Source organism: Streptomyces sp. NPDC014907, from assembly GCF_055562975.1.
Window position 1 is genome coordinate 26,247 of record NZ_JBVHEG010000001.1, and the last position, 17,878, is coordinate 44,124.

The following is a 17,878-nucleotide window of genomic DNA, read 5'->3' on the forward strand; positions in this document are numbered from 1 at the left end:
GGTACCCCCTAGGAACCCTGCGGCCGGCGCGCGCTGTTGGTGTCCAGGCGCGGGCCCTTCGAGAGGAACTCGGACCATTCCATCGGCACCAGGGCCGGGGTGACCTTCTCGTAGCCGAGACGCTTCTGGGCGTCGCTGGGTTCCGGGCGCCCGCCGCTCTGCGGCTGCTCCCCCGCGCCGATCTCGGAGCGGTCGGAGTCGCTGTCGCCGTTGGCCTGGACGGCGTACCGCAGGCCGGTGTCGGTGACGAGGAAGAGGGAGCCGCCGGGCGTCTTCTGCCGGCCCTGGATCTGGGTGTAGAGGAGGCCGGTGCCGGGCGTGACGTACGTGCTGGTGCCCCCGGCGGTGACGTCGGCGGGGTAGTCGCGGCCGGCCCAGGTGGTGAGGGTCGTCCCGCCCTTCTCGTCGACGTGGGTGAGGACGCTGCAGACGGTGTCGCGGGCGCCGGAGCCGGTGACGGCGTTGACCTGGGTGGACTTCAGCCGGGGCCAGCGCACGCCGTCGTGGAAGGGGGTGGGGTCCGGGTCGATGGAGGAGGCGTCGACGGTGGTCGCCCTGCCGTCCATGTCGAGGACGCCGGTCTGCGGGGAGTTGATGAGGAGCCAGGCGGTGAAGGGGGTGACGGGCCGGACCTTCCCGGCGAGCACGACGTAGTGCTGGGGGCCGGAGCCGGTCTGGGCGAGGAGGACCATGCCGATGCGGTTCTCGGTGTCGGTGAGGGTGTCGCCCGGTATGCCGGCGGAGTCCCCGACGCGGCCGTCGACGCGCGGGAAGTCGATCTCGTCGCCGGTCTTCAGGGTGGCGAGCCAGTCGTCGGTGACGGGCTGGGGCTCCTTGCCGAGGCCGACGAGCGCGGTGAGGAGTCCGGTGGAACCGGCCTTCACCGGGTACTTGGTACCGGTGTGATCGACAAGGAACCGGGCGTTCCTCTTCTGGCCCCTGACGTACAGGACCTGCCCGTCCCCGAGCCGGCCTGCGCCCTCGGTCAGCTTGAGGTCGCGCTCGGCGAAGAGGAAGGTCGCCTTCTGGACTCCGGCGCCCTTGCCGGCGCCGGGCTGTTCGCAGACGGCCCAGCGCTTCGCCCGGCCCGCTTCGTCCGCCGGGGGCAGCCGGTCGGGGGCGTAGGGGATGCCGAGGATCGGGCCGCGCGGCGGCTTGCCCTCGTCGAGCTTCTTGTCCTCGACCTGGATGACCTGGAACTTGTCGGGGTCGAGCAGGAGCCGGGCGGAGGCGAGGTTGAGGACGGGGTGGAGCAGGGTCTTCCGGTCCTTGCCCTTGCCGGTCTGCAGGACGACGTACCGGGTCGTCGACTGCTTGCCGACGATCACGCGGGTGCCGGGCTCGTCCCAGCCCTTGGGGGCGGTGGGCTTGAACATGCCCCAGGCGCCGAACCCGGCGACGGCCAACGCGGCGACGACCACCCCGGGGAGGACCGCGCGCAGCGGCTTCGGCGCCCCCTCCTCCGTACCGGAGGGAGAGGGTTGGAGGAATGCCGCCACCGTGCGCCTCTTCGCAAAGGTGTACGCGTTGAGCTCGTCCCGCCGCGATGCCATGAGTCCCCATTCTCGTCAGGCGCGATCTTCTCGCGGGGCGGCCGGGGGAACGGCACCCGGGCCCCGGCCGTCGGACCGGCCCCCTACTATGCCTGCTGTCCCGTGGGGTTCGTGGGGCGGGTAGGGTGATCCGGCCGCCAAAGCCCTGGCGGGCCAGGGTCATCGGGACGAATTGAGGGGGATTCTCCATCATGGCTTCCGCGACGCGGAGACGGCCCGCCGCGGCCTCCGTCCCCGCACCCCCGTCCGCGGGGTCCGGCTCCTCGGTCTCGCCGCGACTCCAGGCCCGTCCCGGTCATTTCGGCTCGTTCCGATTGCAACAGCTCGTACTGGTCGAGGTGGCGGCGGCCCTGCTGCTCGTCGCCTGGGCCGTGGAGCCGATGCTGCTGGTCCCGGTGGGCGTGGTGGCCGTGGTGCTCGTCCTGCTGGCCGTGGTGCGCCGGCGCCGTCGTTCCCTGCCCGAGTGGCTCGGCGCCTTCCTCGCGCTGCGCGCCCGGACGCGCCGGGCCGCGTCGTTCACGGTGCCCGAGGGCACCGAGCCGGGGTTCGCGCCGGTCGTGGAGTGCGACCCGGCTCTGCGGACCCTCACGTACAACGACCGCGACCGGCGCCCGGTCGGCATGGTCGGGGACGGCACCTTCCTGACCGCGGTCCTGCGGGTCGAGTCGGAGGGTACGGCGCTGCGGCCCGACCGGACGGCGCGGCCGCTGCCGGTCGGAATCGTCCGGGACGCGCTGAGCGTGGACGGCATCCGGCTGGAGTCGGCCCAGGTCGTGCAGCACACCCAGCCGGCGCCCGCGCCGCACCTGCCGGCGCAGTCGATGGCGGCGCGCAACTACGGGCCGCTCCAGGCGCAGACGGGTTCGCCCGCGGTGCGGATCACCTGGATCGCGCTCAAGCTCGACCCCGAACTGTGCCCGGAGGCGGTCGCCGCGCGCGGCGGCGGCGTGACGGGCGCGCAGAAGTGCCTGGTGCGCGCGGCGGACCAGTTGGCGAGTCGGCTCGCGGGCGCCGGGTTCCGGGCGGGCGTGCTGACCGAGCAGGAGCTCACCTCGGCGCTCGCCACGTCCAGTTGCGCGAGCCCGATGGCGATCGCGCAGGCGGGCCGGGTCCGGGCGCGGGAACGCCGGACCCTGGAGACCGCCCGGACCTGGCGGGTGGACGACCGTTGGCACACGACGTACTGGGTGGGGCGCTGGCCGCAGCTGGGCGGCCGGAACGGGGGCGCGGGCGCGTCGATGCCGCAGCTGGTGGCCCTGCTGACCTCGCTGCCCGCGCTCGCGACGACGTTCAGCCTGACGCTGAGCGGCGGGGACCGGCAGGAGGTGACGATGACCGGCCACGTACGGATCACCGGACGCAGCAACGAGGAACTGGTGACCGCGCGGCACGAACTGGAGCGTGCGGCGCGCGGAGTGAGGACGGGGCTCGTGCGACTGGACCGGGAACAGGTGCCCGGCGTCCTGGCGACGCTTCCGCTGGGGGGTGTGCGCTGATGTCCACCGCGCCCTCACCCGGCCCCTACGGTCCCCCCGGCCCTCACGGTCCGCGGCCGGGCGCGGGTGCTCCCGGGGCGTCCGGGGCGTCCGTCGCCCCCGGTGCGCACGGTTCGCGGCCGGCTTCCGGTACGTACGGCGGACGGGCGGCCGCCCCCGCCGCCCCCCGGTCCGCCGGGCGGGGCGGACGGCCCCGGTTCGGCTTCGGGCTCGTCGGACCGCGCCGCGACCGGCACTCCGTCTCCGTGGAGCAACTCGACGCGCTGGCCCTCCCGGTGGGTGACGATGGCGTGGTGATGGGCGTCGACTCCGGGGGCCACCCCGCCGTGCTCGGCGTCAACCGGCCCGTCCCTCACGACATCGTCCTCATCGGCGGCCTGTGGACCGCGCAGGTCCTGGCGCTGCGGGTCGCCGCGACGGGTGCGCGGGTGGCGGTCGAGACCGGCCGCGCGCGGGCGTGGACGGCACTGGCGCAGGCCGCGGGCGGCGGGCAGCCGTGCGTCACGCTGCACGAGGTGGGCCGGGTGCCGCCGCAGGGCGCGTCGGCGGGCAGTCCGGTGGTCGTGGTGCGCGACTGCGGCATGCGGCCGCCGCGCGGCCGTGTGGTGTCGGCGCCCTGGCAGTCGGTGGTGACCCTGCTCCCCTATCTGAGCCCGGTCGCGCCCGGTCTCCTGGAGAAGTCCTCCCTGGCCGGGATCCAGCGGGTGTCCCCGGACGAGGCGGTCCGGATCGGCCGCATCATGAACCTGCCGCGCCCCGAGTACGAGGCGCTGTCCACGCTCGCGGACGGGGTGACCCTCTGGTGCACTCCGGACGACCGCCAGTTCGTGATGACGCAGGCGACGGAGGCCGAGACCGGATTGTTGGGCGGCGCGCGCCGGATGGACTGAGCGGCACGAAGTCGCTCACCTACGTCCCTTTTTGCATCGTTTTGAACGGTGGAGGTTCTCACTCTGCGGCGCGGCCGGGCCACTTGGGGGGCCGGACCGGGTGCCGGAGACGGGCGGACGGGCCCGCCGGGCCTGCCCGCGGGTCGCCCGCGCCGATTAGGGTGGAAGGGCCCCGCCCACGACGGCACAAGGGTGCTCGACCACACCAGGAGGCAAAGTGAACGGCGACCGCGACGAGATCCACGGGGGTTGGAATCCATCCGCCGACGATCAGTCCGACGCGGACCCCGCCGAGACGACGGGTGAGTTCACCATCGACTACACCCCGCCCGCCTGGTACACGCAGAACGCGCCGGGCAGTACGGGGGCGGGCGATGCCACTCCCCCGCCGCCGAGCGGAACGCCCCTCTCCGTGCCGGGCCTGCCGGCGGGCAGCGGTTTCGAGCCCCACTGGAGCCCCGCGCCGCCGGTGACGCCGACGCCGCCCGCCGCACCGCCCGCGTCGGCCGCGCCCGCCGCACCGGAGCCCGCGCCGCCCGCGGACGGTTTCCCGGCGGGCGGAGCCCCCGCCGCCGCGCCGACGGCACCGGTGCCGGACGACTCCGTGCCGAAGGACCCCACCGCGCCGGGCGGCGCGGTGCCCGCCGCGCCCTCCGCGGGGGGAAGCGGAGACGTGGAGAGCGGTGCCACCGTGCGCTTCTCTCCCGCCGCGCTCCGGCACGGCACCGCGGAGCCCGCGACGGCGGGCGCCGCCGGGGGGACGGACGTTCCCCCGGGCCCGGACGCCGTTCCGGCCCCGGCCGAGGACGGCCACGCCCCGGCGGGCCCCGGCGAGACCTCCTCCGGAGGCCCGGAAGAGGCCGAGGACGCCGAGCCGTCCGTGGCGGACCCCACGGCCGGCGGCGAGCCGGCCGGAACCCCCGACGACACCGCGGCCCCGCAGGACCGGCCCGCCGGGGCCGGCGCGGAGACGGCCACGGAGACGGAGGCCGCGGACACGGCGGCCGCCTCCCCGGACGCCCCCGCCGTCGCGCCGCGGGGCTTCGGTCCGGGCGCCGCTCCCGGCCCGTACGACGCCGCCGGCCGGCCGGCCGACGCCCCCGGCGCCTTCCCGGCCTCCGGGGGTCCCGCCGCTCCCGGTCCCTTCCCGGCCGCCGGGCCGCAGCCCGGACTGCCCCCGCTGCCGCCGTCGTTCCAGCCCGCCCCGCCCGTCGCGGGTGCCCAGCCGGGAGCCCCGGCCGGGTCGCCGCCGCCCACCGCCTGGCCCTCGCCGGCGGTTCCCGGCGCCCCCGGTCCCGTACCGCCGCGGGCCCAGGAGCCGGGCGGGTACGGCCACCCCGGGGCCCCGCACGGTCCGCAGCCCCCGGCGCCGCGCGCCGGTGACGGCTTCCCGCACCCCGGGACGCCCCCGCAGCAGCCCGGTTACGGCTACCCGCAGCAGCCCGGCGGGGTGCCGCCACAGGCCCAGGGGCCGGGCGGGTACGGCTTCCCGCACCCCGGCGCCGTACCCCCGCAGGCTCCCCAGCCGCAGCCGGGGCCCCCGCACGACGCGCAGCCGCCCGTCGACCCCCGGACCGGCGCCGCCTGGCCCTCGCCGGTCACGCACGACCAGCGCGAGCGTTCGGTGCCGGGCGCCCCGCTCGGGTACACCGCGGCCGTCGAGCTGTCCTCCGACCGGCTGCTGCGGAACAACAAGCAGAAGCCCAAGTCCAGCCGGAACCCCGGCGCCGCCTCGCGTTTCAAGATCGGCGGGAAGAAGGAGGAGGCGGAGCGGCAGCGGAAGCTGGACCTGATCCGGACGCCCGTCCTCTCCTGCTACCGGATCGCGGTCATCTCGCTCAAGGGCGGCGTCGGCAAGACCACGACGACCACCGCGCTCGGCGCGACCCTGGCGACGGAGCGGCAGGACAAGATCCTGGCGATCGACGCCAACCCGGACGCCGGCACCCTCGGCCGCCGGGTGCGGCGCGAGACCGGGGCGACCATCCGCGACCTGGTGCAGGCGATCCCGTACCTCAACTCGTACATGGACATCCGCCGGTTCACCTCGCAGGCGCCCTCGGGCCTGGAGATCCTCGCCAACGACGTGGACCCGGCCGTCTCGACGACCTTCAACGACGAGGACTACCGGCGGGCGATCGACGTCCTGGGCAAGCAGTACCCGATCATCCTCACCGACTCGGGCACGGGCCTGCTCTACAGCGCCATGCGCGGGGTGCTCGACCTGGCCGACCAGCTCATCATCATCTCCACGCCCTCCGTGGACGGCGCCTCCAGCGCGTCGACCACCCTGGACTGGCTCTCCGCGCACGGTTACGCCGATCTGGTCCAGCGCTCCCTGACCGTCATCTCGGGGGTCCGCGAGACCGGGAAGATGATCAAGGTCGAGGACATCGTGCAGCACTTCCAGACCCGCTGCCGGGGGGTCGTGGTCGTGCCCTTCGACGAGCACCTGGCGGCCGGCGCCGAGGTGGACCTCGACATGATGCGGCCGAAGACCCGCGAGGCGTACTTCCACCTGTCGGCGCTGGTGGCCGAGGACTTCGTACGGGCGCAGCAGGCGCAGGGCCTCTGGACCGGCGACGGCCAGGGCGCGCCGCCCCCGCACATGGCCCCGCCGATGCCGGGTCCGCAGGGGCCGGGGCAGCCGGTGCCCGGCCAGGGCGCGCCGGGGCAGCCGTACCCGCCGCACCCCGGTCAGCCGTACGCCCCCCAGGCCCCCCGGCCCGGACAGCCGTACGCCTCCCAGCCCCCTCAGCCCGGACAGCCGTACCCGCCGCAGGCGTACCCGGCACCGGGGCAGCCGGCGCAGGGCCAGGGCCCCGGCCCGATGCCCGGCCCGTTCCCCCCGGGTCAGCCGTACGCCCCCCAGGATCCCCGGGCCGGGCAGCCGTACCCGTCCCAGCCCCCTCAGTCCGGGCAGCCGTACCCGCCGTACCCCGGCCACCCGGACGCGCCCCCGGCCTGGCAGCAGCCGGCTCCGGCGCAGGAATCCCCCGAGCAGCGGGCCGGGCAGCCGCTGCCCCCGCAGGCCGGCCCGCCGGGACCCCCGCAGGCACCGCCAGCCCCTCAGCAGTAGGGCGTCACAGGAGTAGACCAATGAGGCTCCGTACCGGTCCCCCGGTACGGAGCCTCTCGGCGTTCCCGCAGCCCACAAGGGGTTTGAGCCATCGTTGACGACGGCAGACCACCGCTGATACACCTTCGCTTCACTCATCGTCAGTCCAGGGTCCACGCCAGCAACTCCGACGCGAGGTCACGTCCCATGGTCATGGTCACGAAGGCTCCACCCCGCCCCGCTCCCGCCCGCGGAACCCTCCGCCTGCTGCTCGCCTCCGGCCTCGCCGCGGCCTCCCTCGCCGCCGTCCCCGGCACCGCCGGGGCCGAGGACGGGAAGGCCGGGGGCACCACCCTCACGGTGGCGGTCTCGCAGAGCATCGACTCGCTGAGCCCGTTCCTCGCCCAGAAGCTCACCTCGACGAGCATCCACCGGCTGGCCTACGAGTACCTGACGAACTACGACCCGAAGGACGCCCGCACGATCCCGGGGCTGGCGACCGCGTGGACCCCCTCGCCCGACAAGCTGACGTGGACGTACACGATCCGCGAGGACTCGTTCTGGTCCGACGGGCGGCGGGCCACCGCCGAGGACGCCGCCTGGACCTTCAACAAGATGATGACCGACCCGAACGCCGCCACCGCCAACGGCAGCTTCACGGCCAACTTCGAGAAGGTCACCGCGCCCGACCCGAAGACCCTCGTCATCAGGCTGAAGAAGCCGCAGGCGACGATGACCGCGCTCGACGTGCCGATCGTGCCCAAGCACGTCTGGGAGAAGGTCACGGACTTCTCGAAGTTCAACAACGACAAGCAGTTCCCCCTCGTGGGCAACGGGCCGTTCGTCATCACGGACTTCAAGGTCGACCAGTACGTCAGGCTCAAGCCCAACAAGAGGTTCTGGCGGGGCGCGCCCAAGTTCGACGAGCTGGTCTTCAAGTACTACAAGGACGGTGACGCCGCCGTCGCCGCCCTCCAGAAGGGCGAGGTGTCCTTCGTCCCGAACCTGACGCCCGCCCAGGCCGCCGCCCTCAAGTCCCAGAAGGACATCAAGGTCAACGACGCCCCCGGCCGCCGCTTCTACGCCCTCGCCACCAACCCGGGCGCCCGCGCGCAGGACGGGACGGCCTTCGGCAACGGCCACAAGGCGCTCCTCGACCCGGCCGTCCGCAAGGCGCTCTTCCTCGCGGTGGACCGGGCCGCCCTCGTGGACAAGGTCTTCCAGGGCCACGCCGTCGAGGGCGAGGGGTACATCCCGCCCCGCTTCGGCTCGTACTTCTGGAAGCCCACCGGGACGCAGAAGCGGGCCTACGACCCGGCCGGGGCGGAGAAGCTCCTCGACGCCGCCGGGTACCGGAGGAACGCCGACGGCAAGCGGGTCGGCAAGGACGGCCGGCCGCTCGACTTCCGTATCCTCTGCCACGCCACCGACCCGAACGACAAGGCGGTCGGCAAGTACCTCCAGGAGTGGTGGGGCAAGCTCGGCATCGGCCTGCGGGTCGAGTGCCTGGACAGCGTCTCGGACCCCTGGCAGAAGGGCGACTACGACCTCGCCTTCGACGGCTGGTCGGTCAACCCCGACCCGGACTACGTCCTCTCCATCCACACCTGCGCCACCCTCCCGGCCACGCCGAAGGACACCGGGGCCACCGACAACTTCATCTGCGACGAGGAGTTCGACGGGCTCTACGCGCGGCAGGCGGTGGAGTACGACGCGGCCAAGCGGGCGGACCTGGTGAAACGGATGCAGTCCCGGCTGTACGACACGGGGTACATGAACGTCATGGCCTACCCGAACGCCCTGGAGGCGTACCGCACGGACCACATCGCCTCCCTCACCACCATGCCCGCGGACGGCGGGAACCTCTGGGGACAGGACGGCTACTGGAGCTGGTGGTCGGCCGTGCCCGCCGCGTCGTCCTCCCGGGCCGGGGCGGACTCCTCGCCGGCCGGGGTCTGGCTGGTGGCCGGTCCCGCCGCCGTCGTCCTCCTCGGCGCGGGCGTCTGGGCCGCCCGCCGCCGCCGCGCGACCGCCGACGACCGCGAGTAGCCGGTGACGACGACAAGCACCTCCGCCGGCGCGGTGCGGGCCGGCGGGGCCCGCACCGGCGTCTCCCCCGGCTACCTCCGCCACGCGGCGGGGAAGCTGGGCGGCGCGTTCGTCTCGCTCCTCGCCGTGCTCGTCACCAGCTTCTTCCTGTTCCGGATCGTCCCCGGCGACCCGGTGAGGGCGATGACCCACGGCGTGCCGACCTCGGCCGCCCAACTGGCGACATTGAGAAGGCAGTTCGGGCTCGATCTGCCGCTCTGGCAGCAGTTCGCCGACTACTGCGCGAAGGCCCTGACGGGCGACCTCGGCACCTCGTTCCAGTTCCACGCCCCCGTCGGGGAGCTGATCGGGGAGAAGCTGCCGGCGACGCTGCTGCTCACCGGGGTCGCCGTGGTGATCTACTCGGCGCTCGGGCTCTGGCTCGGCACCCGCTCGGCCTGGCGCCACGGCGGCCTCGGGGACAGGCTGAACACCGGGATCGCCCTGACCCTGTGGTCGGTGCCGTCCTTCTGGCTCGGTCTGCTCCTCATCATCGTCTTCTCGGTCGGCACGGGCCCGGTCCCCGGGCTCTTCCCGACCGGCGGCATGGAGTCGGGAACGGGCGAGACCGGCGCCGCGTACGTCCTGGACGTCGCCCACCACCTGGTCCTGCCGGTGGTGACCCTGGTGGCGGTCGGCTACGCGCAGACGCTGCTGGTGATGCGCTCCTCGCTCCTGGACGAGATGGGCGGCGACTACCTGACGACGGCGCGGGCGAAGGGGCTGCGGGACGACCTGGTGCGCCGCAGGCACGCCGTGCCGAACGCGCTGCTCCCGACGGTGACCATGGTCTTCATCAACCTGGGCCACGTGGCGGCCGGTTCGATCCTGGTGGAGACGGTGTTCTCCTGGCCGGGGCTCGGCGGCCTCTTCTACCAGGCGCTCAGCGTGCCCGACCTGCCCCTGGTGCAGGGCCTGTTCGTGGTCTTCGCCGGGGCGATGATCCTGATGAACCTGCTCGCCGACCTGCTCTATCCGCTGCTCGATCCCCGGGTGGGCCGATGACCTCCTCCACGACCTCCGCGACCCCCGCGCCGGAACCCCTGGAACCGCCCCCCGCCGTCTCCCCCGGACCCGCGCGGAAGCCGCCCTCGGCGGCCTCCCTCGCCCGGCAGCGCCGCAAGGCCTCGGCGGTCCGCTTCTGGAAGCGGTACCGCGCCCACCGCGCCGGGCTGTACGGGCTCGCCGGGCTCGTCCTGATCGCCCTGCTCGCGCTCGCCGCCCCGCTGCTCGTGGGCGCGGACGTGCAGTCGGTGACGAAGGCGCCGGGCACGGCCCTGGAGCCGCCGAGCGCCGCGTTCCCGCTCGGCACCGACCGGTTCGGGCGTCCGCTGCTCGGGCTGCTGCTCTGGGGGGCGCGGGTCTCGCTGCTCGTCGGGCTGCTCGCGGCGGCCCTCTCGGTCGCCATCGGCACCCTGGTCGGGATCGTCGCCGGGCACTACGGCGGCTGGTTCTCGACCGTCGTCATGCGGATCACCGACTGGTTCCTGGTGATGCCGACGCTGGTCCTGGCGATCGTGCTCGCCACCGTGATGTCCCGCTCGCTGTGGACGGTGGTCCTGGCGATCGGGGTGACCTCGTGGCCGACCACCGCCCGCCTGGTGCGGGCGCAGACGATCGCGGTGGAGTCCCGCCCGTACATCGAGCGGGCGGTGGCGCTCGGCGGCGGCCACCGGCACGTCATGACCCGGCACGTGCTGCCGAACGTGATGCCGCTGGTCCTCGCGCAGACCACGCTCGGCATCTCGGCCGCCATCCTCACCGAGGCCACCCTCGCCTTCCTGGGCCTGGGCGACCCGACGGTGGTCTCCTGGGGCGGGATGCTCCAGGACGCGCGCGAGGCCGGCGCGGTCTCCTCCGGGCACTGGTGGTACCTGGCTCCGCCCGGCGTCGCGATCGCGCTCGTCGCGCTCGCCTTCACGCTGTGCGGCCGGGCCGTCGAGTCCGTGCTCAACCCGAAGCTGGGGGTGGGGCGATGAGCCTCCTGGAAGTGCGGGGCCTCAGGGTGACGTACGGGACGGGCGCGGCGGCCGTGCCCGCCGTGCGCGGGGTCGACCTGTCCCTGGAGGCGGGGACCAGGCTGGGCGTGGCCGGCGAGTCCGGCTGCGGCAAGTCCACGCTCGCCCTCGCCCTGCTGCGGCTCCTTCCGCCCCCGGCGCGTACGGAGGGCGAGATCCTGCTCGACGGCGAGGACGTCCTGGCGATGTCGTGGGGACGTCTCCGGGCCGTGCGCTGGGCGGGCGCGTCGATCGTCTTCCAGGGCGCGATGCACTCGCTGAACGCCGTGCGGCGGATCGGGGACCAGATCGCGGAGCCGATGCTCGTGCACGGCCTGGCGACCCCGGCGGCGGCCCGGAGGCGGGCCGGGGAACTCCTCGAACAGGTCGGCCTGCCCGCCGCGCGCGCCGCCGCCCACCCGCACGAGCTGTCCGGCGGGCAGCGGCAGCGCGTGATGATCGCGATGGCGCTGGCCTGCGACCCCCGGCTGATCGTCGCGGACGAGCCGACGACCGCCCTCGACGTGATGATCCAGGCGCAGATCCTGCGGCTGATCGAGGGCCTGGTCACCGAACGGTCCCTCGGGCTCCTGATGATCAGCCACGACCTGGCGGTCCTCGCCGACACCTGCGACCGGCTCGCCGTGATGTACGCGGGCCGGATCGTCGAGGAGGGGCCGGCGCGGGCGGTGTACGAGGAGGCCGCGCACCCCTACGGGCGGGCGCTGTCCTCGGCGTTCCCCCGCATCGGGGACCCCGCGTCCCGGCGGGCGCCGCGCGGTCTGCCGGGCGATCCGCCGGACCCGGCGCGCCTGCCGGGCGGCTGTGTCTTCCACCCGCGCTGCCCGGTGGCGCTGGACTCCTGCGCGGGGACCGACCAGGAACTGCGGGAGGCGGGCGCGGGGCGCCGGGCCGCCTGCGTACACGTGGGGAGCACACCGTGAACGCCGTGTCCCGGGCCGGATCTCCGCCGGTGCCGTCCCCGCCGGGACCGCTGCTCTCGGCGCGCGGACTGCGCGTCGTCTTCCCGGGGCGGCGGGGCGCGCCGCCCGCGCGCGCGGTGGACGGCGTGGACCTGGACGTCGGCGCGGGTGAGATCGTCGCCCTCGTCGGGGAGTCGGGCTGCGGCAAGACGACGCTGGCCCGCTCCCTGCTCGGCCTGGTCAGGCCGGCGTCGGGGACGGTCGCCTTCGACGGGAGGCCGCTGGCGTACTCCCCCCGGGCGCTCAGGGCCTACCGGAAGCGGGCGCAGCTCGTCCTCCAGGACCCGAGCGGTTCGCTGAACCCCCGGCACACCGTGTACGAGGCGGTGGCGGAGGGGCTGCGCGTCCACGGGTACGCGGGGGACGAGCGGGCCGCCGTCTCCGGGGCCCTCGCGCGAGCCGGACTGCGACCACCGGAACGCTTCTTCCTGCGGTATCCGCACGAGCTGTCCGGCGGGCAGCGGCAGCGGGTGGTCATCGCGGGCGCCCTGGTCCTGGAACCCGAACTGATCGTCGCGGACGAGCCGGTGGCCTCCCTGGACGCGTCCGTACGGGGCGAGATCCTGGCGCTGCTGCTGCGCCTGCGGGACGAACTCGGCCTGTCCGCCCTGGTGGTGACGCACGATCTGGGACTCGCGTGGAACATCGCGGACCGGGTGGCGGTGATGTACCTGGGGCGGATCGTGGAGACGGGCCCGGTGGAGTCCGTGCTGACGGCTCCCCGGCACCCCTACACGCAGGCGCTGCTGTCGGTGCTCCCGGAGTCCGGCGGCACCCCGGTGGTGCTGGCCGGCGAGCCCCCGGACCCGTCCCGCGTCCCCTCCGGCTGCCGCTTCCACGCCCGCTGCCACGTCCTCGCCTCGGGCGCGGCGGCGGCGGTCGCGGACCGCTGCCGGGGCGAGGACCCGCCGGTCCTGGGCGGCGGCGGGGACGGCGCGGCGGCCTGCCACTGGGCGGGAAGGGCGGAGACGGGGTGAGCGGTGCGGCCGGGGGCGGGCCGCCGGGTCAGTCCCGGCGCGGGTGCTCCCGGTCGTACTCCTCCGTCAGTTCGCGGCAGCGCCGCACGTCGTCCGCCATCGCCCGGAGCAGGCCGTCCAGGGTGTCGAACCTCAGCATGCCGCGCACGTACGCCAGGAAGTCGACGGCCGCGTGCAGCCCGTACAGATCGAGCCCCTCGCGGTCGATCGCGTACGCCTCGACGGTCCGCTCGACCCCGTCGAACTGCGGGTTCGTGCCGACCGAGATGGCCGCCGGCATCCGCTCCCCGGCGGCCGTCAGCCAGCCGGCGTAGACGCCGTCCGCCGGGACCGCGGTGTGCGGCAGGGTCTCGACGTTGGCCGTCGGGAAACCGAGTTCGCGGCCGCGCTGGGCGCCCCGGACCACGACGCCCTCGACGCGGTGCGGACGGCCCAGGATCTCGGCCGCGCCCGTCACGTCGCCCTCGGCGACCAGCCGGCGGGTGAGGGTGGAGGAGAAGGGCTCGCCGCCGCCCGCGTTGCCGCTGACGTACAGGTCGACGACCTCGACCTCGTAGTCGTAGGTGGCGCCGAGTTCGGCCAGGAAGCCGACGTCGCCCGCCGCCCGGTGGCCGAAGCGGAAGTTGGGGCCCTCGATGACGGCCCTGGCGTGCAGCTTGTCGACGAGGACCTTGACGATGAAGTCGGCCGGGGAGAGCTGGGAGAACCCGGCGGTGAACGGCAGCACGAGCACCGCGTCCACCCCGAGCCCGGCGATCAGCTCGGCGCGCCGGTGGTGCGGGGCGAGCAGCGGCGGATGGCTGCCGGGCCGCACGACCTCGGAGGGGTGCGGGTCGAAGGTGACCACGACGGAGGGGACGCCCAGCTCGCGGGCGCGCTCGACGGCGCGTCCGATGATCAGCTGGTGTCCTCGGTGCACCCCGTCGTAGGAGCCGATGGTGACGACGCTGCGCCCCCAGTCCTGGGGGATGTCCTCCAAGCCACGCCAGCGCTGCACTGTGACCGCTCCTCGTCCGCCTGTTCGCCGATTAAGCAGGTCTAAGACTGCCATGCCCCCGCCCGCCCGCACGCATCGGCATGGGGGTGCCGGGGCTCCGCAGCGCGTCCAGGGTCTCGATGCCGAGCAGGGGCGCCCAGTCGCCGGGAGCGGCGACGATCCAGCCGCCGAGGAGTTCGGTGAAGACGGGCCGCTCGTGGACGAGCGCGGCCAGGGTCCGGTCGAGCCTCCCCGGGCCTTCGGGGGTGCGGAGGTACAGGAGCCCGGTCCGGTGGGTGAGCTGCCGGGTGCGGGGCTCGCTGCGCCGCTCGGCGCCCTCGGCGGCGGCCTCCAGGAGGGCTTCCAGGACGGACAGCTCGCCGGTGTCGGCCTCGTACCGCTCGTGCTCCAGGAGCACGTCGAGCAGTTCGGCCCGCAGGTGGCGGGAGGCGCCGGTGCCGGGGGCGGCGAGGACCGGGGCGAGGGCGCGCCGGAGGGCGGCGGGGCGGCCCCGGATCAGGCCGGCGACCAGGGGGTGGAGGACGGCCCTGGCCTCCGGCCCGTCCTCCAGCCTGCGGTCCACGAAGGCGGCGACGTGCGGGGCGTCCCCGGGGTGGCGCAGGGCGTGGTCGCGGACGAGGACGGCGACGCGGCGGGCGAGGGAGGGCGTGTCGATCCCGGCGAGGGCCCGCAGCACGGCGGCCGGTGTGGCGCCGGGACCGTCGAGCCGGGCCCCGAGGGCGTCGAGGACCGGTTCGGGGTGGGTGGGGAGCGCGGCGAGGAGGGCGTCCAGGGGGACGCCGGGCTCGGTGCGGGCGCGGGGCAGGTGGTCGGCGCGGGTGTCCGGGTCGCGGATCAGGAGGCCGAGGGCGGCGCCGTGCAGGGCCCGGTCGCCGGGGCGGGCGAGCAGCGCGAGGGCGGCGTAGCGGAGGAGTTCGCGGTCGGCGGGGGCGGTGGCGCGGCCGGCGGCCAGGTGTCCGTACGCGGCGGCGGCGACCCGTCGCTCCGGACGCCCGTCGTCGTGGGCCCAGCGGTCGACGGCCCGGCAGAGGGCGGAGGTCTCGTCCCCGGCGAGCGCGCCGAGGAGGCCTTCGGCGAGCGGGTGCGCGGTGGCGACCAGCGCCTCGCACAGGTCGTCCACGGCGAGCCGCCGGTGGGTATGGAGGAGGGCCTGGGCCGTGGTGGCGACGGTGGCGTGCGGGGCGGCGGGCAGCGGCCTCTCGTCGCCGAACCAGCGGCACAGGAGCGGCTGGACGCCCCGGGGGTCGGCGGCGAGCATCTCCGCGACGGCGTCGAGGCAGCGTTCGCCGTCCGGCGGGTCGGCGGGGACGAGCCGCCGGAGCAGGTCGATCCGTTCGTCCTCCCCGAGCGCGAGGCCCCGCCAGAACTCCGGCCCGAAGGCGGCGAAGACGGGGGGCCGCGCCGGGCGGGCGCCGATCCGGTCGGCGAGCAGCCGCAGGACGGGCAGGTAGGGCCGCTGGTCCGGCAGCCGCCGGACGCTCTCCCCGAGGAGCCGCGCGGCCCACCAGGCGCCGTCCCCGTTCCGGTCGGCGTCCGCGAACGCGGCCAGTGCCTCCACGAGCGCGGCGAGCCTGGGCGCGAGCCCGGCCGGTCCGTGCTCCCGGTGCAGCAGCAGGAGCGCCTGGAGGACGGGGCCGATCCGGTGCCGGGGCACGGGCGGCTGCCCGCCCGCTCCTTCCGGGGAGGCGGCGTCCCGTCGCGGGGGCGCGGCGGGGCCGGGGGCGTCCGTTCCCGCCCGGTGACGGCCGACCGGGCCGGCGGGGTCCGGGCCCGTCTCCGGTCCGGCGGAGGCCGGGCCCGCGGGGCCCGGGGCCGCGGGGCCCGGGCCGTCCGCTTCGGGTCCGGCGGGGCCCGGGGCCGCGGGGTCCGTGTCCGGGCGGGTCGGGCCGGCGGGGCCGGGGGCCGCCGGTGCCTCGTGGTGGGCGTGGACCAGGGCGTGCAGGGCCGTGTCCAGGTCGAGGTGGGCGGCCTGGAGCCAGTCGGCGGGCTCCTCGTGGGCGAAGCGGTAGCCGGACCCCGCCGGGACGAGCAGGCCCTCGGTGAGGACGGCCGGGGCCCACCCCTCGCGCCAGGGGAACAGTTCCTCGAAGGAGGCCCGGTCGAGGACGCCGTGGCCGGGGCCGAGGCACCGGCGGGCCGCCTCGTGGACCCGGCCGGTGACGCGCGCGGCGAGCCGGCGGACGGCGGTCCCCCGGACGAGGGGGCGGGACCCGGCGGCGATCCGGACGGCGATCCGCAGGCACATCAGGTCCAGGTGGGCGGTGAAGATCTCCTCGCGGCAGGGCCGTCCCGGCACCTCCCCGGGCAGCGCGGCCCGGACCTCGGCGAGCAGCCGCAGGGCGAGCGGGTGCCGGGCGTCCGCCTCGGCGAGGTCCTTCTCCCCGAGCCCGTACCCCCGGCGCACGGCCCGGGCCTCCTCCTCGGTGTACGGGCCGAGGACGACGGCGGCGGGCAGTCCTCCCCCGGCCGGCGCGGCGGGCCGGTGCAGGGCGTCGGGGCCGTAGAGCGCGCCGGCCCGCTCCCAGTGCTCGGGGCGGCAGGCGGTGACGAGCCGGACCTCGTGGGCGCGGAGCCAGCGTTCGGTGGCGGTGGTCCAGGCGGGCAGCCGGTGGGCGAGGAGCGGGGGCATCTCCTCGGGGCCGTCGAGGACGACGAGGAGCGGCCGGCCGGCCTCCCGGGCGAGGGCGGCGGCCCGTTCGGGGGTCGCGGCGGTGGTGTCGCCGGGCGCCCCGGAGGCGGCGACGATCCGGCCGGCCTGGTGCAGGGCCCGGCCGACGGCGTCGGCGAGGGAGCGGTCCCCGGCGCGCAGGTCGGCACCGCGCAGCCGGACGGTGGGGGCCGGTTCGGCGCCCCGGGCGCGGCGGTCGCAGAGCGCGGCGAGGGCGGTGGTGCGGCCGGTGCCGGGCGCGCCGACCAGGGCGAGGACGGGGGCGTGTCCGGTGGTGAAGCGGTCGAGTTCGCGGGCGCACCCGGTGCGTTCGACGGGTTCGGGCCACGGGTCGGGGGCGCTCGCGGGCCCGGTGGAGGTGGCGGTCAGCTCCAGGATTCCGGCGAGGTTGAGGTCGGGCCCGTAGGCGGGGACGGTGGCGGCGTTGCGCCGCAGCAGTTCGGTGAGTGGGCCGGCGGGCCGGAGCGGGACCGCGTATCCGGCGGTCGGCCTGGCTCCGTGGAGGGCGGTGCCGAGGACGGCGAGGACGGTGCCGGTGGTGGTGTCGAGGACGGGGCCGCCGGCGGCCTGTCCGCCCCGGCGGAGCGCCTCGGCGCCCTCGGTGCCGATGGCGAGTTCCAGGGCGTCGTCGAGGTCGTGGAAGCGGTCGGACGCGGTGTACGTGACGGCGGCGGGGCCGAGGACGCGGGCCTCGCGCCAGCCGTGGGCCTCGATCCGGACGTAGGTGCCGGGCTCGATCTCGGCGCGGGTCGCGAGCGGCAGCGGGCGGACGCCGAGTCCTTCGCTGCGGACGAGCGCGAGGCCGCTCTCCGGGAGGGGGGTGACGGCCTCCGCCTCCGCGAGCCAGCTCCGGTCGCCGGGAGCGCGCAGCAGGACGCGTCCGAGTCCGTCGACGGCTTCGTGGCTGGTGACGACCGTTCCGTGGTGGTCGGCGAGGAAGCCGGTGCCGCGCGACCGGCCCGCCGGATCGCAGATCCGCACCAGCGTCGCCAGGTCCCCGCGTCCCATGGTGACGACGGTAAGCCCGCCGGTGATCACCGAACGGCGCACGGCGCGTAACGCGCCCCCTTTCACTCCCCTTTCGCCCCGAGCGCCCGCCCGGTGGGGTGAACTTCCGTGACCCGGGGGCGGACGGGCTCCCGCCGGGGGAACGCCGGGGAAGGCGAAGGGG

11 protein-coding genes are annotated in these 17,878 nt (G+C 75.7%); 8 read left to right on the forward strand and 3 right to left on the reverse strand.

Going from position 1 to position 17,878, the window contains the following annotated elements; translation table 11 throughout:
- Positions 1–8 precede the first annotated feature (8 nt).
- Entirely contained in the window at positions 9–1,553 is a 1,545-nt protein-coding gene (gene eccB, locus ACZ3IL_RS00125; RefSeq protein WP_467385309.1) for a type VII secretion protein EccB, read from the reverse strand.
- 191 nt (positions 1,554–1,744) lie between these two features.
- Between eccB and eccE the strand changes: the two genes are divergently transcribed.
- The 8 genes from eccE to ACZ3IL_RS00165 all read left to right on the forward strand — a co-directional run bounded on the left by eccE (position 1,745) and on the right by ACZ3IL_RS00165 (position 13,042).
- Complete coding sequence (gene eccE / locus ACZ3IL_RS00130) at positions 1,745–3,049, forward strand: type VII secretion protein EccE (RefSeq protein WP_467385310.1); 1,305 nt, start codon at positions 1,745–1,747, stop codon at positions 3,047–3,049.
- Positions 3,049–3,939 carry a hypothetical protein gene (locus ACZ3IL_RS00135; protein ID WP_467385311.1) on the forward strand — a complete coding sequence of 297 codons (891 nt, stop codon included), beginning with the start codon at positions 3,049–3,051 and terminating at the stop codon, positions 3,937–3,939. Before eccE ends, ACZ3IL_RS00135 begins: the two co-directional genes overlap by 1 nt.
- A gap of 217 nt (positions 3,940–4,156) precedes the next feature.
- Positions 4,157–7,018 (forward strand): SCO5717 family growth-regulating ATPase, encoded by a 2,862-nt coding sequence (locus ACZ3IL_RS00140; RefSeq protein WP_467385312.1) that lies wholly within the window; start codon positions 4,157–4,159, stop codon positions 7,016–7,018.
- A 192-nt stretch (positions 7,019–7,210) separates the two neighbouring features.
- The gene (locus ACZ3IL_RS00145) at positions 7,211–9,046 is read left to right on the forward strand and encodes an ABC transporter substrate-binding protein (RefSeq protein ID WP_467386730.1); all 1,836 of its coding nucleotides are present in this window, start codon (positions 7,211–7,213) and stop codon (positions 9,044–9,046) included.
- Between the two features lie 3 nt (positions 9,047–9,049).
- Positions 9,050–10,090, forward strand: a complete 1,041-nt coding sequence (locus tag ACZ3IL_RS00150; RefSeq protein WP_467385313.1) for an ABC transporter permease — start codon at positions 9,050–9,052, stop codon at positions 10,088–10,090.
- The gene (locus ACZ3IL_RS00155) at positions 10,087–11,064 is read left to right on the forward strand and encodes an ABC transporter permease (RefSeq protein WP_467385314.1); all 978 of its coding nucleotides are present in this window, start codon (positions 10,087–10,089) and stop codon (positions 11,062–11,064) included. Before ACZ3IL_RS00150 ends, ACZ3IL_RS00155 begins: the two co-directional genes overlap by 4 nt.
- Positions 11,061–12,026 (forward strand): ABC transporter ATP-binding protein, encoded by a 966-nt coding sequence (locus ACZ3IL_RS00160; protein WP_467385315.1) that lies wholly within the window; start codon positions 11,061–11,063, stop codon positions 12,024–12,026. The genes ACZ3IL_RS00155 and ACZ3IL_RS00160 overlap by 4 nt, the downstream gene beginning before the upstream one ends.
- Positions 12,023–13,042, forward strand: coding sequence for an ABC transporter ATP-binding protein (locus ACZ3IL_RS00165; protein WP_467385316.1), 1,020 nt, complete (start codon positions 12,023–12,025; stop codon positions 13,040–13,042). The genes ACZ3IL_RS00160 and ACZ3IL_RS00165 overlap by 4 nt, the downstream gene beginning before the upstream one ends.
- A 28-nt stretch (positions 13,043–13,070) precedes the next feature.
- Here the strand turns inward: ACZ3IL_RS00165 and ACZ3IL_RS00170 are convergent, their stop codons facing one another.
- Both ACZ3IL_RS00170 and ACZ3IL_RS00175 read right to left on the reverse strand, forming a co-directional pair.
- Positions 13,071–14,039, reverse strand: a complete 969-nt coding sequence (locus ACZ3IL_RS00170; protein WP_467385317.1) for a bifunctional riboflavin kinase/FAD synthetase — start codon at positions 14,037–14,039, stop codon at positions 13,071–13,073.
- A 31-nt stretch (positions 14,040–14,070) separates the two neighbouring features.
- Complete coding sequence (locus ACZ3IL_RS00175) at positions 14,071–17,715, reverse strand: trypsin-like peptidase domain-containing protein (protein WP_467385318.1); 3,645 nt, start codon at positions 17,713–17,715, stop codon at positions 14,071–14,073.
- Between the last annotated feature and the right edge of the window lie 163 nt (positions 17,716–17,878).